The 18,227-nt window shown below is 56.4% G+C and carries 14 protein-coding genes and 1 pseudogene; 10 read left to right on the plus strand and 5 right to left on the minus strand.

Features of this window, described 5'->3' with window-relative positions; all coding sequences use genetic code 11:
- Nucleotides 1–169: 169 nt before the first annotated feature.
- Together ACTJK4_RS00355 and blaOXA are read right to left on the minus strand one after the other, a co-directional pair.
- Nucleotides 170–913 (minus strand): hypothetical protein, encoded by a 744-nt coding sequence (locus ACTJK4_RS00355; protein ID WP_440815202.1) that lies wholly within the window; start codon nt 911–913, stop codon nt 170–172.
- Nucleotides 914–1,223: 310 nt separating this feature from the next.
- Nucleotides 1,224–2,048, minus strand: coding sequence for an OXA-1206 family carbapenem-hydrolyzing class D beta-lactamase (gene blaOXA, locus ACTJK4_RS00360; protein WP_440815205.1), 825 nt, complete (start codon nt 2,046–2,048; stop codon nt 1,224–1,226).
- A 392-nt stretch (nt 2,049–2,440) separates the two neighbouring features.
- On the opposite strand from blaOXA, the gene ACTJK4_RS00365 reads away from it, so the two are divergent.
- Both ACTJK4_RS00365 and ACTJK4_RS00370 read left to right on the plus strand, forming a co-directional pair.
- Nucleotides 2,441–2,866 (plus strand): 5-carboxymethyl-2-hydroxymuconate Delta-isomerase, encoded by a 426-nt coding sequence (locus ACTJK4_RS00365; RefSeq protein ID WP_440815207.1) that lies wholly within the window; start codon nt 2,441–2,443, stop codon nt 2,864–2,866.
- Nucleotides 2,867–2,970: 104 nt separating this feature from the next.
- Nucleotides 2,971–3,075: pseudogene (locus ACTJK4_RS00370) on the plus strand (IS5/IS1182 family transposase); the annotation flags it as partial.
- Between the two features lie 40 nt (nt 3,076–3,115).
- Here ACTJK4_RS00370 and ACTJK4_RS00375 read toward each other — a convergent pair.
- Nucleotides 3,116–4,072: a fimbrial protein gene (locus ACTJK4_RS00375; RefSeq protein ID WP_440815210.1), complete on the minus strand. Its 957-nt coding sequence runs from the start codon at nt 4,070–4,072 to the stop codon at nt 3,116–3,118.
- 1,266 nt (nt 4,073–5,338) lie between these two features.
- Here ACTJK4_RS00375 and ACTJK4_RS00380 point away from each other — a divergent pair.
- The 3 genes from ACTJK4_RS00380 to ACTJK4_RS00390 are packed head-to-tail and all read left to right on the plus strand — an operon-like array spanning nt 5,339 to nt 8,672.
- A complete protein-coding gene (locus tag ACTJK4_RS00380) occupies nt 5,339–6,898 on the plus strand; it encodes a recombinase family protein (protein WP_440815213.1) in 1,560 nt (519 codons plus the stop codon).
- Entirely contained in the window at nt 6,895–7,797 is a 903-nt protein-coding gene (locus ACTJK4_RS00385) for a ParB/RepB/Spo0J family partition protein (protein ID WP_354533857.1), read from the plus strand. The genes ACTJK4_RS00380 and ACTJK4_RS00385 overlap by 4 nt, the downstream gene beginning before the upstream one ends.
- Nucleotides 7,794–8,672, plus strand: a complete 879-nt coding sequence (locus tag ACTJK4_RS00390) for a plasmid partitioning protein RepB C-terminal domain-containing protein (RefSeq protein WP_440815215.1) — start codon at nt 7,794–7,796, stop codon at nt 8,670–8,672. Before ACTJK4_RS00385 ends, ACTJK4_RS00390 begins: the two co-directional genes overlap by 4 nt.
- A gap of 69 nt (nt 8,673–8,741) precedes the next feature.
- On the opposite strand, the gene ACTJK4_RS00395 is transcribed toward ACTJK4_RS00390, so the two are convergent.
- The gene (locus ACTJK4_RS00395; RefSeq protein ID WP_440815218.1) at nt 8,742–9,110 is read right to left on the minus strand and encodes a hypothetical protein; all 369 of its coding nucleotides are present in this window, start codon (nt 9,108–9,110) and stop codon (nt 8,742–8,744) included.
- Between the two features lie 408 nt (nt 9,111–9,518).
- Between ACTJK4_RS00395 and ACTJK4_RS00400 the strand changes: the two genes are divergently transcribed.
- From ACTJK4_RS00400 to ACTJK4_RS00420, 5 genes are all read left to right on the plus strand, one after another.
- Nucleotides 9,519–10,445, plus strand: coding sequence for an HNH endonuclease (locus ACTJK4_RS00400; protein ID WP_440815220.1), 927 nt, complete (start codon nt 9,519–9,521; stop codon nt 10,443–10,445).
- A 460-nt stretch (nt 10,446–10,905) separates the two neighbouring features.
- Nucleotides 10,906–11,376 (plus strand): hypothetical protein, encoded by a 471-nt coding sequence (locus tag ACTJK4_RS00405; protein WP_316895793.1) that lies wholly within the window; start codon nt 10,906–10,908, stop codon nt 11,374–11,376.
- A 141-nt stretch (nt 11,377–11,517) separates the two neighbouring features.
- Complete coding sequence (locus ACTJK4_RS00410; RefSeq protein ID WP_440815223.1) at nt 11,518–12,939, plus strand: hypothetical protein; 1,422 nt, start codon at nt 11,518–11,520, stop codon at nt 12,937–12,939.
- Nucleotides 12,940–13,287: 348 nt separating this feature from the next.
- Nucleotides 13,288–14,172: a hypothetical protein gene (locus ACTJK4_RS00415; protein WP_440815226.1), complete on the plus strand. Its 885-nt coding sequence runs from the start codon at nt 13,288–13,290 to the stop codon at nt 14,170–14,172.
- Nucleotides 14,162–14,848 carry a hypothetical protein gene (locus ACTJK4_RS00420; RefSeq protein ID WP_440815229.1) on the plus strand — a complete coding sequence of 229 codons (687 nt, stop codon included), beginning with the start codon at nt 14,162–14,164 and terminating at the stop codon, nt 14,846–14,848. The genes ACTJK4_RS00415 and ACTJK4_RS00420 overlap by 11 nt, the downstream gene beginning before the upstream one ends.
- A 219-nt stretch (nt 14,849–15,067) precedes the next feature.
- On the opposite strand, the gene ACTJK4_RS00425 is transcribed toward ACTJK4_RS00420, so the two are convergent.
- Nucleotides 15,068–18,226: a DEAD/DEAH box helicase gene (locus ACTJK4_RS00425; RefSeq protein ID WP_440815231.1), complete on the minus strand. Its 3,159-nt coding sequence runs from the start codon at nt 18,224–18,226 to the stop codon at nt 15,068–15,070.
- Nucleotide 18,227 lies beyond the last annotated feature (1 nt).

Raw genomic sequence — 18,227 nt, forward strand, 5'->3', positions numbered from 1 at the left:
GGCACACCGCAAGGGGCGCTCGCCCTCTGCACCAGCGCTGTTGATCCGTGCATGCCGATACCGCGCACGGCCGGGACCTTGTAGACCCTGCGGAAGGTTGCGGACTCAAGCCCACACGTGGGGCACAGACAGCGCACAGGCGAAAGGCGCCAGCTGCTGCCGTTACTCGTCACTGGCCGGCGCGCCCGTGCAACCAGCGGCGTGCGCGTGACAACCAGCCATCGGGCGGCGGCCCGGCGTGCAGCGGCTGCGCCGGCGCCATGGTTTGATTGGCTTGATTGCCAACGCAGATCTCCAACGCGCCATGCTCCTTGAGCGTGCGCAGCAGCAAGCGCGCCTCTTCGAGTTCAAGTGCACCGTGATGGACGAGTTCGTCCAGGCTGACAGGGCGCGCGGTCATGTCATCCATTGCCACGCGAAAACGCGGTTGGCTGAAGTGCGCACCGAGCGTGACGGGCCTGAGCAAGCGGTATGCGGGCTTGTCGGTCGTGGCGCTATCGGCGTCGATACCGGTAGCGGTATCGGTCTCGATGAACGATGCGCTGCCGGCCTCGGTAGGCTGCCTGCGACTGTCCATCAGCCGCAGCGCGATCAGATCAAGCACGCCCCAGAGCATGGGGGTGCTGAAGGCGCGCGGCAGATTGAATACGTCATCGCCAAACATATCGGGCGCTGGCTGACCGAGCCATAGCTTGAAGGGGCCTGCCGCGCGCACGTCGGCTTGGTCACCCTCCAGCACCAGCACGTCGGCCTGGTGCGGCTCGGCTTCATCCCATTGATAGAGCGAGCGTGCTGCGATTGCCCGGATGCTGGTACGCACCCGATGTTGCTGGCCCGCTTCGAGATACTGCAGCGAAATGCGGCCACGCCGATTGTCCACCAACCGTACCGCAGATGGCGTATGAGACTGCATGCGGCTTTCCCCTCAAAACAATGCAAAGGCCGCTGAACGTGCAGGGCCGACGCTGTGCCGAGGGGCTTCCTCACCCGTAGGGCGTACTGGCGATGACCCGTTCATGCCAGCACGCGCACTGCGCCTATTTTTTGTTGGCTGTGCAGGGCTTGCGCCTGACACGCCGTATCAGGCTGGAAGCTACCATCTGCGCGCGCGTGCTAACGGTGGGGCTGAGGAAAGTTGAGTATTGGGGTGGTGGCCAGGAGCGTGACTGCGCTGGTGAATTTGAATCTTCAACCGACGCGGTTGATCAGTTGCTTCTCGCCCCTCACGGCAACGCGCCCACCTGCTTCAGCACGGCGCGTGCAATTTCCTGACGCTTTGGTAAAACCTCCGGCGTCGGCAGATCAAGGTTGATCGCGAACACGTAGGTGTCGTCGCCGCGCGTCACCCAGCCCACCCACCAGCCGACTTCGACCTGGCCCGGCACCGTTACCCATCCGGTCTTGGCTCGCAACGTATATTCTGGCGTCTTCTCGACAGTCAGGATGTCATCGAGCAGGTCGTAGCTGTGTGCGGAGATCATCGGTACCCTGCGTGCCGCCACTTCGCGCAGAAACTCGACTTGTTGATACGCGGTGATCTTGAGATGGTTGTTCAGCCAGAACCAGTCCACCGGACCTTCGACGTCCTCATTGCCGAAGTGCGCCGCTTCAAGGTACTTGCGATACTGGGCCGAGCCGATGTGCCGCGCGAGCGCCTGATAGGCGGGTATGCACGAGTTCTTCAGCGCCATACGCATCGACATGTCGCTGTCGCACACCGGTGGCAGGAACGGCTTGCCATTGTGCATGATGACCTTGCCGTCCCAAGGCAGCATGTCATGGTCCACGTCGGCCACAGCGCTGGTTTCGAGCGCAATCAGTGAATTGAATATCTTGAACGTCGAGGCTGGCGAAAAGGCGGTTGCCGCCCGTTCAGGGTTGTAGGTCAGCGTGCGCTGCTGCCGCACGTCGTAGACGACCATCGTGCCATCGACACCGGCGGTATCGAACAATGCTTTGGCATCGATCGTCGATTCAGTGAGGGCATGGGCAGCTAGGGGAAGCAGCAGGCAGAGCGCCGCGATCAGGCGCACAAGTTTGTGTCGCATATCTAAGCATTCAATTGGAGGTTGGACTTCGTCATGCTGACGGCTGCCAATCCGGGCCCGGATCGGTTGGCGGAGCATAGGCCTCAGCACTTCGGACGCCAACTGCGCCTGCCGTAACACGCGTAACGGTGCGGCCGTGGCCGCCGTGCGCAGGCAGACCCCGTTGTCGAGTGCGAACTCAGCCTGTTGCTTTCCAATGGCGCTATCGGCTGCACACTCGTCTGTTCAGAGCGATGATCCTTGTCTAGCGCACGTGGTAAGCACGCAAAATGTATAGCGACGACCGACGTCAACAAAGGTCGCGCCAAGCACCTAGGCGCGAAGCGGTTGGCGAGACGGCCGTTTTCTGAATCCCCCACTGTGGAAATTGGCGTTGGCCCAGGGGCTGCCGCTTGCATCACAATCTGTGCCGCACTCCCCCAACAACCGCCGCGCAGCACGGCCACGCCATGCCCCATCTCACACTTGAATACTCCGCCAACCTCAACACCTTTGACGCCAAAGCGACCCTGCTCGCCGTCAACACAGCCCTTGCTGCGACCGGGCATTTTGTTGAGGCCGACATCAAAAGCCGAAGCCACCGGTGTGACACGTTTGCCGTGGGCACCGCCAGCGCGCCGCGCGCATTCGTACACGCTGATCTCGCGATCTTGAGCGGGCGACCGCTGGAGACGCGGCGCGAACTGTCGGCAAGCGTGTTGGCGGTCTTGCAAGCGCAGTGCAGTGCGCCGGCAGGCGTGCACCTTCAGCTTTCTGTGCAGGTGCTTGAAATTGAGCGCGAGTCGTATGCGAAGGTGAGCATCGAGGCGCACGGTTGATAGATGGGCGCCCTGCCCGTCTCGGGAATGCGTCAATCTGTTGTTATTGGCTGTAGCCACGCCGCTCCATGGCGGCTAGATCGGGAAGCAAGATGGGCGTCTCCTTCGGCAAGTTGCGCATTCGTTTCGAGCGCCCTCTTGATACTCATCTCACTTTGCTCACTCTGGCTTGCGCCGTCATCTGCAGGCGATTCGTCGATCGGTTTTGTTTGCGGCCCTCACAGTCGAGCTCATCCGCGCCGCCGCTTGTCACTGATATTCCATCAGCACCGACATGGCGCCGTTCACAGTGCCGGGCGTGACGTTGGCTTCGGTCTGAACGTATGACACACGCATCGGGATCGAGAAGGAGCCGCCTGTGGCCTTGTTGTAATCATCGACCTGGATCGACGTATCAAATACAGCGGGGGCGCCTGCGGTGTCGGTCACCTTGATCTTTACGCCCTTTGCTGTTGAATCCGGGGAAAGCGGCAATACCCCTGGTGATTGCTCAACGGTGTCGCCCACCGGCTTGAGCCTGTAGAGAACCTTGTTGTATCCCTTGGGGCAACTGTTGATCTGAATCTGGAAGCTACGCTCGCCGGCCGTCGTTCCGATGCCCGTCAAGCTTCTCGCCCGCGTGGATGGCAACTCTACCGTTTGACTTGGCACTGAGCACGTTCCTTCGATCACGGTCAGACTCGTTTTAAGTTTGATGTAGTTCCGGTTTTCCTCAGTTCCTGTCATTGTTTTTGTAAAAAACCAGAACGCCATCGCTCCAGTGGCTGTTGCATTACCAAACCATGGGGAACCGTAATTATTCCTTATCCATTGAACTTCGATCGGCGTGGAAAACGCGACTGGCGATTCACCTTGCATTTTCGTCTGAGGTTTTCCATTGACAATGATCTGCATATTAAGGCCTTTGAGTTCTGTGAGAATGAGCGGCCCTGTCGGATTGCCCGAACCTCCATCCACCAGCCACCTGGTGAAGGGCAGAAAATATGTTAGCCGGCAGGACGCCTCGCCACATAACGTTTGAGGCGTCACATATGCCCTTGCCACAACAGTACCAGCGGGAGTATTCCTTGGCAGGGAAAGCAAAGCAGGAGGAGGAATAATCTCTTTGTCAAACCAAGCCAAAGCCGGTTTTGCCGCAATCAAAATCAGAGCTGCGAATATTGTGCGCCCTATCCCGCCCATGGTTTTCCCGTCCAGTCGTTTCATCGTCATTAAGTCGTCCCGAAGTGTATTCGCTGCAGTCTTTAATCCGCTGGATTACCCACATCGGCCTATTGCACGATGCCTCCACCGAAATTTGATACACGTCTCAGTCGTTAGGGGATACCCAGGATGCGCCCGGCTATCACAAACACAGCGCTGCGCGGAATTCTGCGATAACGGCTGGGCATATGCAGGTTGATTCTCTACATTGAGCAATGATGGCGACATCAGATCAATCTTAAAAGCCGGAAATGCCCGGTGACCCGTCTTGCCAGTTAGATAGCGCTGCGAGTCCAGCGATGCGGAATAAATTTTTTTGATTCTAGGAGTGCGTGTTCACGCACTGAAATTGCCGATCAACAACATGGCGGTGGCACATTGCTATTACGAGAAGTTAGCAACATTGTTGAACCGATTTTGTGGAGTCGGGGGTACTGGGACCCCGAGTACAAGAACTGGGGGATATTCGACCAGTTTCGGGAAATTGTGCTTGAAGAATTAGATAGGTTGGAACGCCAATAGCGCCGCTGTGACGACGGGCGTCGGGATTGTCAGGCGCTCTCGAAACCCTTGGCATTTCCGCGCCGAAGAATTGCGCAGCGGTCTGGTTTGACGCTGCGGCAACTCAGGCAGCCAGCAAACGGCGGGGATACTGCGAGGCGTATCCGGGTCTCGCCAGGAAGAACGCCATGGCAACTATTCGGGCCTGCGCAAGCTGCGGCCAACCCTTCGTCCCACGCTCTCAAGTACCGAACCAGACTTACTGCTCCATGCCTGCCTGCCAGCGAGCGCGGCGACAGCGTTGGCAGCACGAGAAAATGGCGAACGATCCGGACTATCGAGAAAACCAAAAGCGCAGTCAGCGCGCTTGGCATGAGCGCCATCCGGACTACTGGCAGCAGTACCGGAACACCACAGCTAAGGGCGGGGAAACTAAGGACACACACAAGAGGGGCCAAGACTCCTCGTATGCCGGCTCAGTCCTGCCCAACTTCCCAACTGGTCTCTATCGAATCGAAGCGGTTCTCCAACCGAGCGGCGCAACAATGGACGCGTGGATCGTACGAATGACGCCCGTGTATCTCGACCACTGATGCAAAAAGGACGTGTGCAAACATAGGACGTCATAGGCAGCGCATCGAACAGCCGTTACCGTTTCTTCCATGTGAATCTTGGGCCCTCCTGCGAGGCAGGAATTGCGGCTTTGAATCCACAGGCGCCCACGTCCGTTAGCCGGCACTGGCGGAAAAACTCTATGCGGTTGGACGTATGGCCGAAACATTCTCGAGACCTCCCGACGAGCCGATCCTGCTTCGCGGCGCCGAGTACGTTCGGATGTCGACAGAGCATCAGCAGTACTCAACACAGAATCAGGCCGACAAGATTCGCGAGTACGCACAGCGTCGCGGCATCCAAATCGTGCGTACCTATGCTGACGAGGGTAAGAGTGGTCTCCGCCTCGATGGCCGCCAAGCCCTACAGCAACTCATCAAGGACGTTGAGTCCGGCACTGCCGACTTCCAAGTCATCCTCGTCTACGATGTCAGTCGTTGGGGCAGATTCCAAGACGCCGATGAGAGCGCCTATTACGAGTACATCTGCCGCCGTGCCGGCATACAAGTTGCCTACTGCGCCGAACAGTTCGAGAACGACGGTTCACCGGTCTCGACTATCGTCAAAGGCGTCAAGCGCGCCATGGCTGGCGAGTACAGCCGCGAGCTGTCTGCCAAGGTGTTCGCCGGCCAATGTCGGCTGATCGAACTGGGCTATCGACAGGGTGGATCGGCGGGATATGGCCTGCGGCGCGTCCTGGTCGATCAGCTAGGTACCGTACGGGCTGAGCTTACGCGTGGTCAACAAAAAAGCCTGCAGACCGATCGCGTCATCCTGATGCCAGGGCCGGACGAAGAGACCGCAACGGTCAATCAGATTTATCGATGGTTTATTGACAGCAACTTACTGGAATCTGAAATCGCCAGCCGGCTCAACGCCAGCGGCATTCGTACGGACCTCGGTCATGCATGGACACGCGCCACGGTGCGCCAAGTGCTGTCCAACGAAAAGTACATTGGCAACAACGTCTACAACCGGACGTCTTTCAAACTGAAGAAGCATCGCGTCGTCAACGGCCCTGAAATGTGGATTCGCAGGGATGGAGCTTTCGAAGCCATCGTTTCACCCGAGCTGTTCTATACAGCGCAAGGCATTCTGCGCGCTCGGGCGCGCCGATTCAGTGACGAAGAACTGTTGGACAAGCTGCGCAATCTCTATCGGACGCGAGGGTTCTTGTCAGGGCTAATCATCGACGAGACGGAAGGCATGCCTTCGGCAGCAGCCTATGCACACCGCTTCGGTAGTCTCGTCCGCGCTTATCAGGCGGTCGGGTTCACACCGGATCGTGATTATCACTACATCGAGATCAATCGCCTCCTGCGGCGTATGCATCCGCAGATCATCGGACAAACGGAGCGGATGATTGCCGAACTTGGCGGCTCAGTAGAGCGTGACTCGGCAACCGACCTGCTCACTGTCAATCGCGAGTTCAGTGTTTCGATCGTCTTATCCCGCTGTCAGATACTGGAGACCGGCAGTCACCGGTGGAAGGTGCGCTTTGACGCCGGCCTTCTTCCTGACATCACAGTAGCCGTGAGGCTCGACACGGCCAACCAAGGGCCGCTGGACTACTACCTGTTGCCGCGATTGGACTTTGGTTTGCCGCGCATCAGCTTGGCCGACCACAACAGATTCGAACTGGAGACCTATCGGTTCGGCAACTTGGACTACCTCTATGGCATGGCGGAGCGCAGCCGCATCAGGAGGGCCGCATGACCAGGAAACACGCAAAGCCTGACCTGCGCATGATTCCGCTGGACGCAATCGAAGTCCTCAACCCCCGAGACCGTAACGCACAGAAGTTCGAGGACATCGTCCGCAACATCCAGACCATCGGTTTAAAGAAGCCGATTACTGTCACACCGCGCCCTGGGCAAGACGGCGCCGAGCACTATCTGTTGATCTGTGGTGAAGGACGCCTCAAGGCCTTCCGAGAGTTGGGGGAAAACTTTATCCCTGCGCTGGTGGTGGAGGCCAGTGATGAAGATGCCTTCGTGATGAGCCTGGCCGAAAATATTGCGCGCCGGAAGGGCAACGCCTTGGAGCTATTGGCAGGTATTGGCCGACTGCAAGAGCAAGGCTACGACAAGAAGGCGATCGCGGAGAAAACTGGTCTGACGCTGGACTATGTACACGGCATCCTGCAGCTGCTCAGCAGCGGTGAAGAGCGCCTACTTGTGGCGGTAGAGTCTGGGCGCATCCCGTTGACAGCAGCGCTTGTCATCTCGGGGGCCGGCAACAATGACCGTGCCGTACAAGTTGCATTGCAGGAAGCCTATGAGACCGGCCAGTTGAGAGGTCACCAATTGCTGCACGCGCGGCGCGTTATCGAGCGGCGGCAGGCACTCGGAAAGACCTTGGCGCGCAGCGCACCACGCAAGCCGGCTGAGGTAACGACATCCAGTTTGGTGCGCAATTACCAGAAGGAAGTCGAACGTCAGAAGCTGCTTGTTAGAAAGGCTGAGACAGCACAACAACGTCTGCTCTTCGTCGTTGAAGCACTGCGCGAGTTGATGTTGGACGAGAGCTTCACGGTGTTACTCCGCGCCGAGCGTTTGGATACGCTCCCGAAGTACCTGTCTGATCGAGTCTGGCCCGGAGGCCATACCTCATGACCGATCTGCTCGGGTTCATCCCTCGGCCGCTGACGCTGCCGCTTGAGAACATTCTGCCGTCGCGCAAGACCCCCGAGGGTCTCCAGCAATCTGCGAAGTTCAAACAGATTCTGTCGTCTATCGAGGCGATCGGCATGATTGAGCCGCTGAGCGTGGGCAAACCCGACAAAGCCAGCGGACTGCACGTCTTGCTTGATGGTCATATCCGACTCGCGGCGCTGAGGGAATTGGAGTTCGTGGATGCGCCTTGTCTGGTTGCCAACGATGACGAAGGCTATACGTACAACAACAGACTGAATCGGGTGAGCACGATCCAGGTGCACTTCATGATTCGGCGCGCCTTGGAGCGCGGTGTGCCTCGCGAAAAATTGGCCAAGGCGCTGAACGTGGATGTTCGACACATCATCATGCACGCGGCCCTGCTCAATGGCGTTTGCCCGGAAGCCGCAGAACTGCTGAAGGACTTTCACTTCTCACCCAACTTGGGCGCCGTGCTGCGCAAGCTGAAGCCCACCCGTCAGATCGAGTGCGTCGAACTGATGATCGCAGCGAACAACATCACAGTTTCGTATGCGCAAGCGCTAGTTGCTGCCACGCCGAGCAATCTGCTGCTACATGAGAGCAAGCCACGCAAAATGAGCGGTGTCACCGCCGAGCAGATGGCGAAGATGGAGCGCGAGATGGGAAACCTGCAAGGCCAGCTCAAGTTGGTCGAGCAGTCCTACGGACAAGACGTGTTGAATCTGGTCTTAGCGAAGGGATATCTGACCAAATTGGTGAGTAACGAAGCAGTGTTTCGGTTTCTGTCCCAGAAGCACCCTGATGTTTTACGTGAGTTTGAGACATTGACACGGTCAGTGTCGCTGGAGGCCTGAACAGGGACGCCGCTGAACCACTGCCTCTGTTGGCATTCCCGCCCGTCACGGGAATGCGTCAATCTGTTCTTATTGGCTGTAGCCCCGCCGCTCTACGGCAGCTAATACATCCCACGTCTGCGGATCGACATCGCGGCCCCCGAGCGACATCGAAACGTACGCATCAATCGCATCCATAAAGCCTTTGATAAACGCCGGCGGGAACGCGTGTGTGGAGAGGTGCTGAAGCTCCTCACGCAGCATGCCCGGTCGGCATTGGCCGTGGCTGCGCATGGCGGTGCGGGTGCGCTTGAGATACGCCTGCGCTGCGATTGCACCGTTCAGGTAGGTACGATTTTTTGTGAGCGTGCCTGCGTCAGACGACGTGGACGCGTGCGTGGGTGGTGCAGGTGGAGATGGATAAGACGCGGGGCGGTGCCCGCTTTGAGTGCTTGGCATGATGGCCTCTTTGGGGTTGCTGGAGGCTCACCACTCCGTCGCCAGACGAGGGTGGCAGGCCCGACGGCGGGGCTGGCGAACCGGCCCCCAAAGAAAACCGGCAGACCTTGCGGTCTCCCCACCCGGCCTGCCATAAAGCTAGCGCGAGCGTGTACGGACGCAACCGCATGCGCAGTTGTCCGTCTTCTTTGAGTGTTGCGCGGTCGGATCGCCAGACCCGGCTGCCGTTGGTGCGGCAGCGCTGGGGATTATACGAAAGCAAAGCGCAAAAGCAGCCCCCATATTTCCGATGCGAAATGTGAAGGCCGCTTGACAGCGCACAGCTCTCGCAGCTGAGAGCGCCGCTCAGTTTGCACCAGCGTGGCATAAAATGGGCACAAAAATTTACAGCCAATCCGGGGGGATTGCATGCTGCCTAGTAACGATGGGGACACCGTTCAGCCCGCGGCCGCAACGGTGACGCAGATTCCCGAGTTCGTCATCGGGAACGCCTACAACCGCAGAAAAGAGATTACGGGAAAGTTCGGTGGGAGCGGGCAAAGCGGCATCGCGCCCTCTCGGCAGTCTCCTGCCGTCTTTCTGTTTACGGGGAACGGTGAGCAGCACGGCTACAAAGACGAGTTCGACGAATTTGGTTATCTGTACTACGTTGGCGAGGGCCAGCTCGGCGATATGAAGATGACGAAGGGCAACCTCGCCATTGCTTCACACGCCAAGGACGGGCGTGCTCTGCATGTCTTTCAGATGACCGGCAAAGGGAAGCCGTGCGTGTACTTGGGCGAGTTCGCTTGTGATTCGTACTTCTTCAGGCGAGATGCGGACCGAAATGGGAACGAACGCGACGTGATCGTCTTTCGGCTGATGCCGGTAGCGAACACGCTGCGTCGCGAACTGGACGGTCTGCCGTATCAAGACGACGACAGTGCGGCGAAGCCCGAAGGCCCGCCCGACGACCTGGCGACATTGAGGCAAGCGGCGATTGCTGCATGTCAGCCTGCCGGCCCGATTGCAGACCCGAAAGAAACTGTTCGAATTGCATACCAGCGCAGCGCACGGGTTAAGCGATATGTCTTAGCGCGAGCGCAGGGCCACTGCGAGCTTTGCGAGGCACCGGCCCCCTTCAATCGCAAGAGCGACGGCACACCGTATCTTGAACCACATCACATCAACAGGCTTTCCGATGGAGGACTAGATCATCCAAAGTACGTCGGCGCCATCTGCCCCACGTGCCATCGCCTGATTCACTTTGGCGAGAACGGCCAAGACCGAAACGACGAGCTACGCGCTCGCATTGCGGCAAAGGAAGCGCCGCAGACAGACGGAAATGCTCAGTAGCGTCACCCCTCAGAGTGTCGAGTTTCAGTGTTAAACACTGGAGCTTCACTCTCAGACACTGAAGCGTCAGTGTTAAACACTGGAACTCCACCCTCAGACACTGAAGCGTCAGTGTTAAACACTGGAACTCCACCCTCAGACACTGAAGCGTCAGTGTTAAACACTGGAGCTTCACCCTCTGACACTGAAGCGTCAGTGTTAAACACTGGAACTCCACCCTCAGACACTGGAGCTTCACCCTCAAACACTGAAGCGTCAGTGTCAAACACTCGAACCACAGCGGGTAGAGCTGCCGCTCGCAGCACAAGCACCGGCGCGGTGTAATCAGTGCGCGCCGTGTAATGCGCGGCCGCTTTCCGTCAAAAATTGTGCGCGGCATTGAGATAAGCAGCAACGGTGCCCAACATCTCCGTGTTGTGCCAACCGGCATGACGCTGATAGCTGCTTTAGAAGGATTTCAATGTCTCAAAACCTGATTTCGTTTCAACTCAGTGCCACCGACGTAACCGCCATTGATGGCGCCCTGAAGACCCTGGAAGAAAAGCTCGTCGGTCTAATCGGCCTGTCGACCGAACAACGCAGCAAGCTCATGAAGATGGGCCACAAGTCCGAAGCGTTCTGCCGCGAAGCTTTGGAACTGCTCAGTAACAATCCCGGCGTGCTGCCGGCCAACTTCAGCCTGCAGGAAATGCGCCGTGACCTAACGGGTTTTGACACCCTGCGCCCGCGCGTCGCCCGCATGGACAAGCTGCTGGAACGGATGCGTGATTCGCAACTGGCAATGGGCAGTGATTTGATGTCGGCCGCGCTGGAGGGTTACACGTACTTGAAAGTTGCGGGCAAGGGCGAAGGACTGGAGGGGGCGCGACGGGTGTTGTCGACGCGGTTTAGTCGGAGGCCGAGGAAGAAGGCGGAGGAGACTGTGCAGTGAGGTGATTGGTTGTTGATGGCTTGAACGAGGCCGCCCTTTGGGCGGCTTTTTCTATTGGGAATGCGATGACGATTTTGTTCTGCGACGTTGGCTCATCTATGCTGCAGCCGAGAGGACTCCTTTCTGACTGAATAACCGTCGATGAAATCCCTTCCATTTGCGACTCATCAAGATGTCAGTACACCTTGGCAGATTGCTTGGCGGAACCATGGTTCAAACGAGTCCGAGCGCTATCTAGCCAGCCTCAGTCGTAAGAGCTTCTTGACGCTCTGGAGTTATCCCAACGTCTACACGGACGAAGGCCGACACAATGGGACCGGAGATGGCAAGGAGCTATGTGACCTACTTGTTGTCTTCGGCAGTCATGTTCTGCTGTTCTCTGACAAGCATTGCGAATTCACAGAGCACCCCGACACGACAGTCGCTTGGTATCGTTGGTACCGACGTGCCATCGAGAAATCGGCGAAGCAACTGGCCGGAGCCGAATCTTGGTTACGGCGATTTCCGCAACGTCTCTTTGTGGATTGTCAGTGCACGCAGCCTCTCCCGCTTCCACTTCCGTCAGGCGACGACCTGCAGGTTCATTTGATTGCCGTAGCCAAAGGAGCCTCAACTCACGCTAGAGATCATTGGGACAAGACGGCTAAAGGCAGCTCAGGGAGTCTGATCCTAGACACATCCGTCGAGGGTAAGGCTCACATTGAGCGCCCGTTCACGGTCGGCTGGCCCCTTGTCGCAAGAAGAATGGTGCACGTATTAGATGAGGAAACTCTCGATGTCGTACTGGGAGAGCTCGATACCATCGCAGACCTGGTTGGCTATCTAAGCGAGAAGGAGCGTCACTTTACTCGCCCCGATACCGATTACATCGTGCTTGGCGAAGAAGATCTTCTTGCCTTCTATATCCGTCACAGAGACCAGAGAACTGGGGAAGGTGCGCTGCCGAATCTGCCCGCCGGTGCATTGGCGTTTTTTGGCGAGGGCGATTGGAAAAAACTCAGATCCAGTCGGGGCTATCGTAAGTACAAGCGAGCGATGCGGCCAAGCTACCTTTGGGATGACCTTATTGAGTACCAGACATCCCACATGTTCTCAGGCTCCGCATACACCATCGACGGGTCGCAATCGGTAGAACAGATGGAGCTCGTCCTCAGGATGATGGCCGAGGAAACTCGACATCATCGAATTCATCTTGGAATGGCACTCGATCGGGCCAGAAAGAAAGGAGCGCGCAACAAGCGGTACATCACCACAGTCCGAAGCGGCACATCAAATCAGCGCGCCTATGTAGTGATGTCGCTACCTAACGACCTCTGGGATAGCTACGATGAATACCGGGCGTCGCGACAGTATCAGCTCGGCACCTACCTAGAGGGTTGCAAGCTACGGTTTCCACACCTCCAGGAGATCATTGGTATTGCCTTCGAGCCATACGTCACAGAGGCGGTCTCTGTGGACTACTTGCTAATTCGCTTCAAAGGCATCGAGCTCGGTAAGGAATGGAGGGCAGATGTTGAGCAACGCCTGCAAGGCGAGAACATGCTGATTCAAAAGAGGGCTTGAGCCATTCATTCCCTACGTTTTACAGCAATAACAGACCCTCAAGGCGCCCGCATTGATAGTGCAGACCTTATTTTCCCGTCGCAGCATTGCGGAATAGAGAGGCTACCGCCGAGACATCATGGGAATCTATAGCACGGCTTTACTCCGTAGGTAGGTAATACAGAGCCCGCTCAGAGGCGTTCTTACCTTGGTGAGTTATTACTGACGCAATAATGGCGAAATTTGTGCCTGTGATGCCACAATGCTACGATTACCCAATATGAGGCCCAAGTAGGTAGAAATTGCTTGCGACCGGGCCAGAGCTACAAGCTAAAAACGCAAATGTCTGCCTAGGGGGAGGGACAAACTATGACTGCTATCATACAGCTCACATTAGATGGGACGCTGATCCTCGACGAAAATCGCGTTTCTCTACGTCTGCTTGGACACTCCATGACGTGCATCCAGTCCGCAGTCGATCGTGCGTACTTGGACGTTCGGTATGGGCGTGTTTGGAAACACGCAAGGCTCCCAAAAGGTAATTATGCTGACGCAAATTTTGTGGTCGGCAACCCAGAAGCGGGAAGCTTCAAAATTGCGTTCACGTCCCAAGCAGGCAGGGCCATTGTTGAAAGGCTCAAACAAGCGCTAGCAGAACCCTATAGAGAGGCTCTAGAGGGCGGGGATCAAGTCGTAAGCACAATCGCACATCAGATTGAGATTCGCCGCAATCAGCTGGACCACAATCAAGTCGAGCCACAAAGTTTTGATGACTTTTTGCGCACACCAGACGAATTAGCGGTTAGAGCCTACGGGGATAAATCTATAAACAAGGAGTTCAATCAACTTCTAAGCCCCGTAAGATCTGTCCACGATTCCGCCTTACGCTTATCATTGAAGCCGGACCAGCGAACTCCGGTGCAGCATTTCGATTTTAATCAGACAGCCGCCAAGCGTTTCGGGAAAGTGATAGGTGCGCGGGAGCTCGGCTCCCCAGTTATCTATCGAGGCAAACTACGCCAACTTGATCGGGGTCACAATCAAAATTCAAACTTCAAAGGCAAGTTTATCAACTCGGAAACCGATCGCGATGTCGTGATATACATCCACAGCGAAGAGGACTTTTCCAAACTCGTTCCATATTTAGACAGAGACGAATTTTCAATAATTGCATGCCCGGTAATTGAGTATTCCTCATTCGACCCTCAAGGAGGGGATCTACAGTTCATTAAGATCTTAGAAAATGAGCGATAATACGCTGGACAAAATAAAAGGGCAATGCCTTGAGCTTTTGCTTGAGATTTTTCCCGCAAGCCATATATTGGCAGCTATAGCGTCTGCCCTAATTTTCAATCAGATTTTGCACGGCCTCTCGCCATCTTTTTTTGAGGCACTTCAGCACATCAATTTTGACAATTCTATCGGACTAAAAGCAGGAAAATTCTGGGGCATTCCCCTGACCATTTTTGGCGCGTCATTTATTGCAACGGGCCTCAATATTTATCTAATTAGATGCGGACTCCGGTTCTCATTTCGAAAGAGCGGCGTGGATAAAAGGATGGACGAATGGATGAAGAAGGCTCAGCTTTCCATAAGCTCACTAAGTCAAGACGAACGCGCGTCCATTCACCGATCCATAGAGAAAGAGCTCATTCGCCGCACTCGACGGTATCAGGCAAAGCGAATGCTTTCGGAAGCGGCACTTTCACTTCTTGCGTTGATACTTTGGAGCGCACTGCTCCTTTTTTGGACATCAAAGGAGTGGTTGAGGCTGTCAGTCCCTGACTGCCTGATTGCAATTGGAGCTGCAGGTTGCGGACTATTCCTCCATAGGGAGTCTATCCGGTATTCGATATCTAGCCTGATCCCACTGCAGATCTACGCCAGCTCAGCATCCGGCGAAATCGCTTTCTTTGAAGGTATGGACTAAGAAGGAGGGGAGCCAACTGTGGCGCCGGCGATATCGCAACCAACACAGCTGTGTCCGAGCCTAAGCCGCACGGTTTGGTTGAGGGCTTAGGAAGAATGCGGCGAAGGCCACGCCGTGAGCTATTTGGTTGCTGCTGATTCGAATAGAGCCCCTCGCAATCACGAAGCCTGGCCGACATGCCGGGTCCACATCACAGCGAACAGCCAAATCGCTTACGCGTTATTGCGAGTCGCCTTCAAGCATCTGCCAGACCCTAAAGTAGTCTGCTCCCTTCTCTCGTCCCAGAGCTTCCTCCCATGGGGAGCTGGAACGCTGCCGTAGTGTCTCTCGCAGCCTATAAAGGCTCGTATCACTCGATAGCAAATCCCGAATCGCGCCAAGTTCCAGCGCAGCATTACGCGGCACGCCCGCAGACCGCAATGCAATCTGACGCTCCTCATTAACACCGTATAGAGCCATCGAAGGCACATTGGCCGCCTGCCGTTTAACAACTTCCGGCATTGACTCCAATTCAGAGCCAAACTTCATGGCAATTAACGAGGAGAGCCCCCAAGATGTCGACATTGCCAGCTGCCTAAATTTCTTAGTGCAATCTGTGACCCGCGTAGTGTAGTCGGGCGCCTCAAAATAATCGTTGGCGATGTCCGGAATCGGCCTGCCTTGCACCCAATCAGCGACCATCTCAGCCAGCATTGAACCATCTGAGCCACCACCAAAGCTAAGATTCTCTCGTACCTCCGGGATAGTCAGCAACACGCCCATCACATCTCGCAGCGTTCGACTATCTCCGCTGAATAGCGCATCTCCATCTAGAAGATTTTCCGGATTTCGAACTAGTTGCAGGCGCCCCAATGTTGCCTTAACGCTCTCAAACGAGAAACCCGTCGCATCAACGAGCTTCACGGCGCCCATATCAGAAGCTAAACGTCGTGCATAAGAAAGCGTCTTATTTAGCAGGTTCCGAGCCACCACGGTATTCCGCTCACGGAGCTCTTTGTAGCCAAACGTACCGCGAAGTATCAGCTCTAGTTGTTCAGCAAACTTCGAAACGCCAACTTGGCGGAAAGTGTGAGTGATAAATTGAGCAAAGGCGGACCATTCCGGCGTGTACACGACAGCTTCGAGACCCTGTTCCGAGTGCTCTCTATGCAGTTTCTCCGCCATGACGACCAGCTGCGACGCCAGGGCGGTCAGCGAGCGTTTGACATAGTCGCTGTGCTTGGCTTGCTGCTCAAGCGTGCTGCTCGCCAGAGCAATGACCCCAATAGTTTCTTGGTCCACGCGGCCAACGCGACCGGCGACATTCCAGAATTCCGAATACGATAGATCGCGGTATCCTGTGGTAGCAATCGAAGCGATAACCAAATTCGACAGCGGGAAATTTACGCCTTGCGAAATGGTGCTAGTTGCACACAAGACAGCCAGTTGTCTTCTTGCAAATAGCTGCTCGATCAGTTGCGAGACCTCCTCGGGAAGGCCTGAGTGATGTACGGCGACTCCTCGCCGCACGTGCTCTGCCAAGGGGAAATCATCTCCTAACTCATACGAAATGAAGCGAGCAGCCAGTTCGCGGGCGCCACTAACGGCGCCATCAAGGTGCGCGCTCGGTCCCGCTACCTTTGAGAGCCCGGCCGCAGCCGCCCAGGTGTCAGCCACTTTTCGGCACAGAAGCACAGTGGGCCCTCGAGTACTTAGCACCTGCGCCGCCGCCGTGGCCAATCGACCGACCGTCTTTTTGCTCTCGGCCTCCGTAAGAGATAGCGCAGCGGACACCCCTGGTAACACTAATTCTTCGTCAATAAAGAGTGTGTGTTTCGGAGTGCTCAGTAGCTTCAATCGCAGAGTGTCTACGAGTTTCCCTCGCTTCGATTCTCCTTCGGGCGGTAAAGCCAAAGCGACCACGCGATCATTTGGGACCCACTCGGCAGCTATGGAATAGCTCCTGGAGCTCTTTTGGTCCAGCCACGATGCGACTTCGTCTGCATTCTCTACAAACGGTGTCAGCAACAGGAAGCGAGCGTCTCTATGCTCACGGTTCAGCATCGAAAGAAGTAGCTCTAGCTTGATCGCTCGGGAATCCGATCCACCGATGTTGTGAGCTTCGTCTACCACGACTAGCGCCAATCGGCCAAGCGTCGCCGCTATGTCGTCGCGGCGCATCAGCAGGTCAAACTTCTCCGGCGTGCAAACGAGAACGTCGACGGATGGTTCGTCGCGTTCGGAGCCGTCTGCACCCGCTTGGATTAGTGAGCGCTCAATAGAGTCGAATTCAAGGGCCGGAGAAAGGCGTTCAACTCTCAATTTGACCGAAGAAAAGTCGCTTCGGAGTTTGGCGCAAACTTGATTTACCAGAGCACGTGTAGGCGCAATGTAGACCGAAAAGCCTTTAGCTTCCCCAAGGTCTGCTTTTGCCTGAAGGAGCGCGAATTGTGCGATGAGGGTTTTGCCGCTGGACGTCGGAAGATTAACCACAATCGACCGGCGACTTGTAGAGATCAGCCCTTCGTCGTAGAGCGCTGCTCTCTGCGGAGGAAGTAGTTCGAAAATCGGGTTAATGGCCCGATTGATGAGCGCATCGGCAAAACCTTGCGCGAGCGTGTTAGCGCTGCGTACTGCCGTACTCAACGCGTTGGCCACCATTTGACGTGCGGCCACCTGCAAGAGTATGCACACATCTAACAAGTCACCCGAGTGCGCGCGCTCGAACGCTTCAAGACTTCGCTCGAAGTGCATATCCAACTGAGCACCGATATCGGTCGTCCCATCACTTCGGCCGGTAAGCACATACTGAGATAACCGCTCGGACGCGCGAATGAGGTTGTACGTTCCGACCAACTCCAGGGCAGTCGCTTTCCTCTGCTCGGGAGGAAGCCCACGCAAATACGCGGCCTCGTAACTTTCCTGCTGTTGGCGAAGGTCCTCTGCCTCGCGAATCGGAAGCTCCACGTCTGTGCGATCCGATTTTCGGATGAGCGCCAGCCACGCAAGAAGAGTCACTTCTTTTGCGTGGGGGAACCATGTTGCGGGGCTACTTAAGGGGGCGACCGGCTCGCGTGCCAACAATCGCCGAGCATCCGCTGGCCTATCCGCAATAAGGGCGAGTGTTGAGACGCGGAGACACCATACAATTCGCTCAATACCCGGCTCGTCCGGCGCTTCGTCCTTCAAAAGCAGATAGGCTTTTGCAGCTCTCGCTCGTAGAGCTTCGCCGAGCTGCGCCGTCCCCATCGCCTCGAGTACGGCAAGCTCCGCAATGAGCGCTGCCAATTCGTCGCGTGCGCCCTCACTAAGAGCCAATCCGAGCGTCTCGTAGATGCGCCGCTTATGGGCAGCTACAGTAGCTACCTCAACGCTCGCAGGATATTCGAATGTCGTCACG

Origin of the sequence: Ralstonia sp. 22111 (genome assembly GCF_052045895.1) — a bacterium.
In the GTDB taxonomy this organism is placed as follows: Bacteria; Pseudomonadota; Gammaproteobacteria; order Burkholderiales; family Burkholderiaceae; genus Ralstonia; species Ralstonia wenshanensis.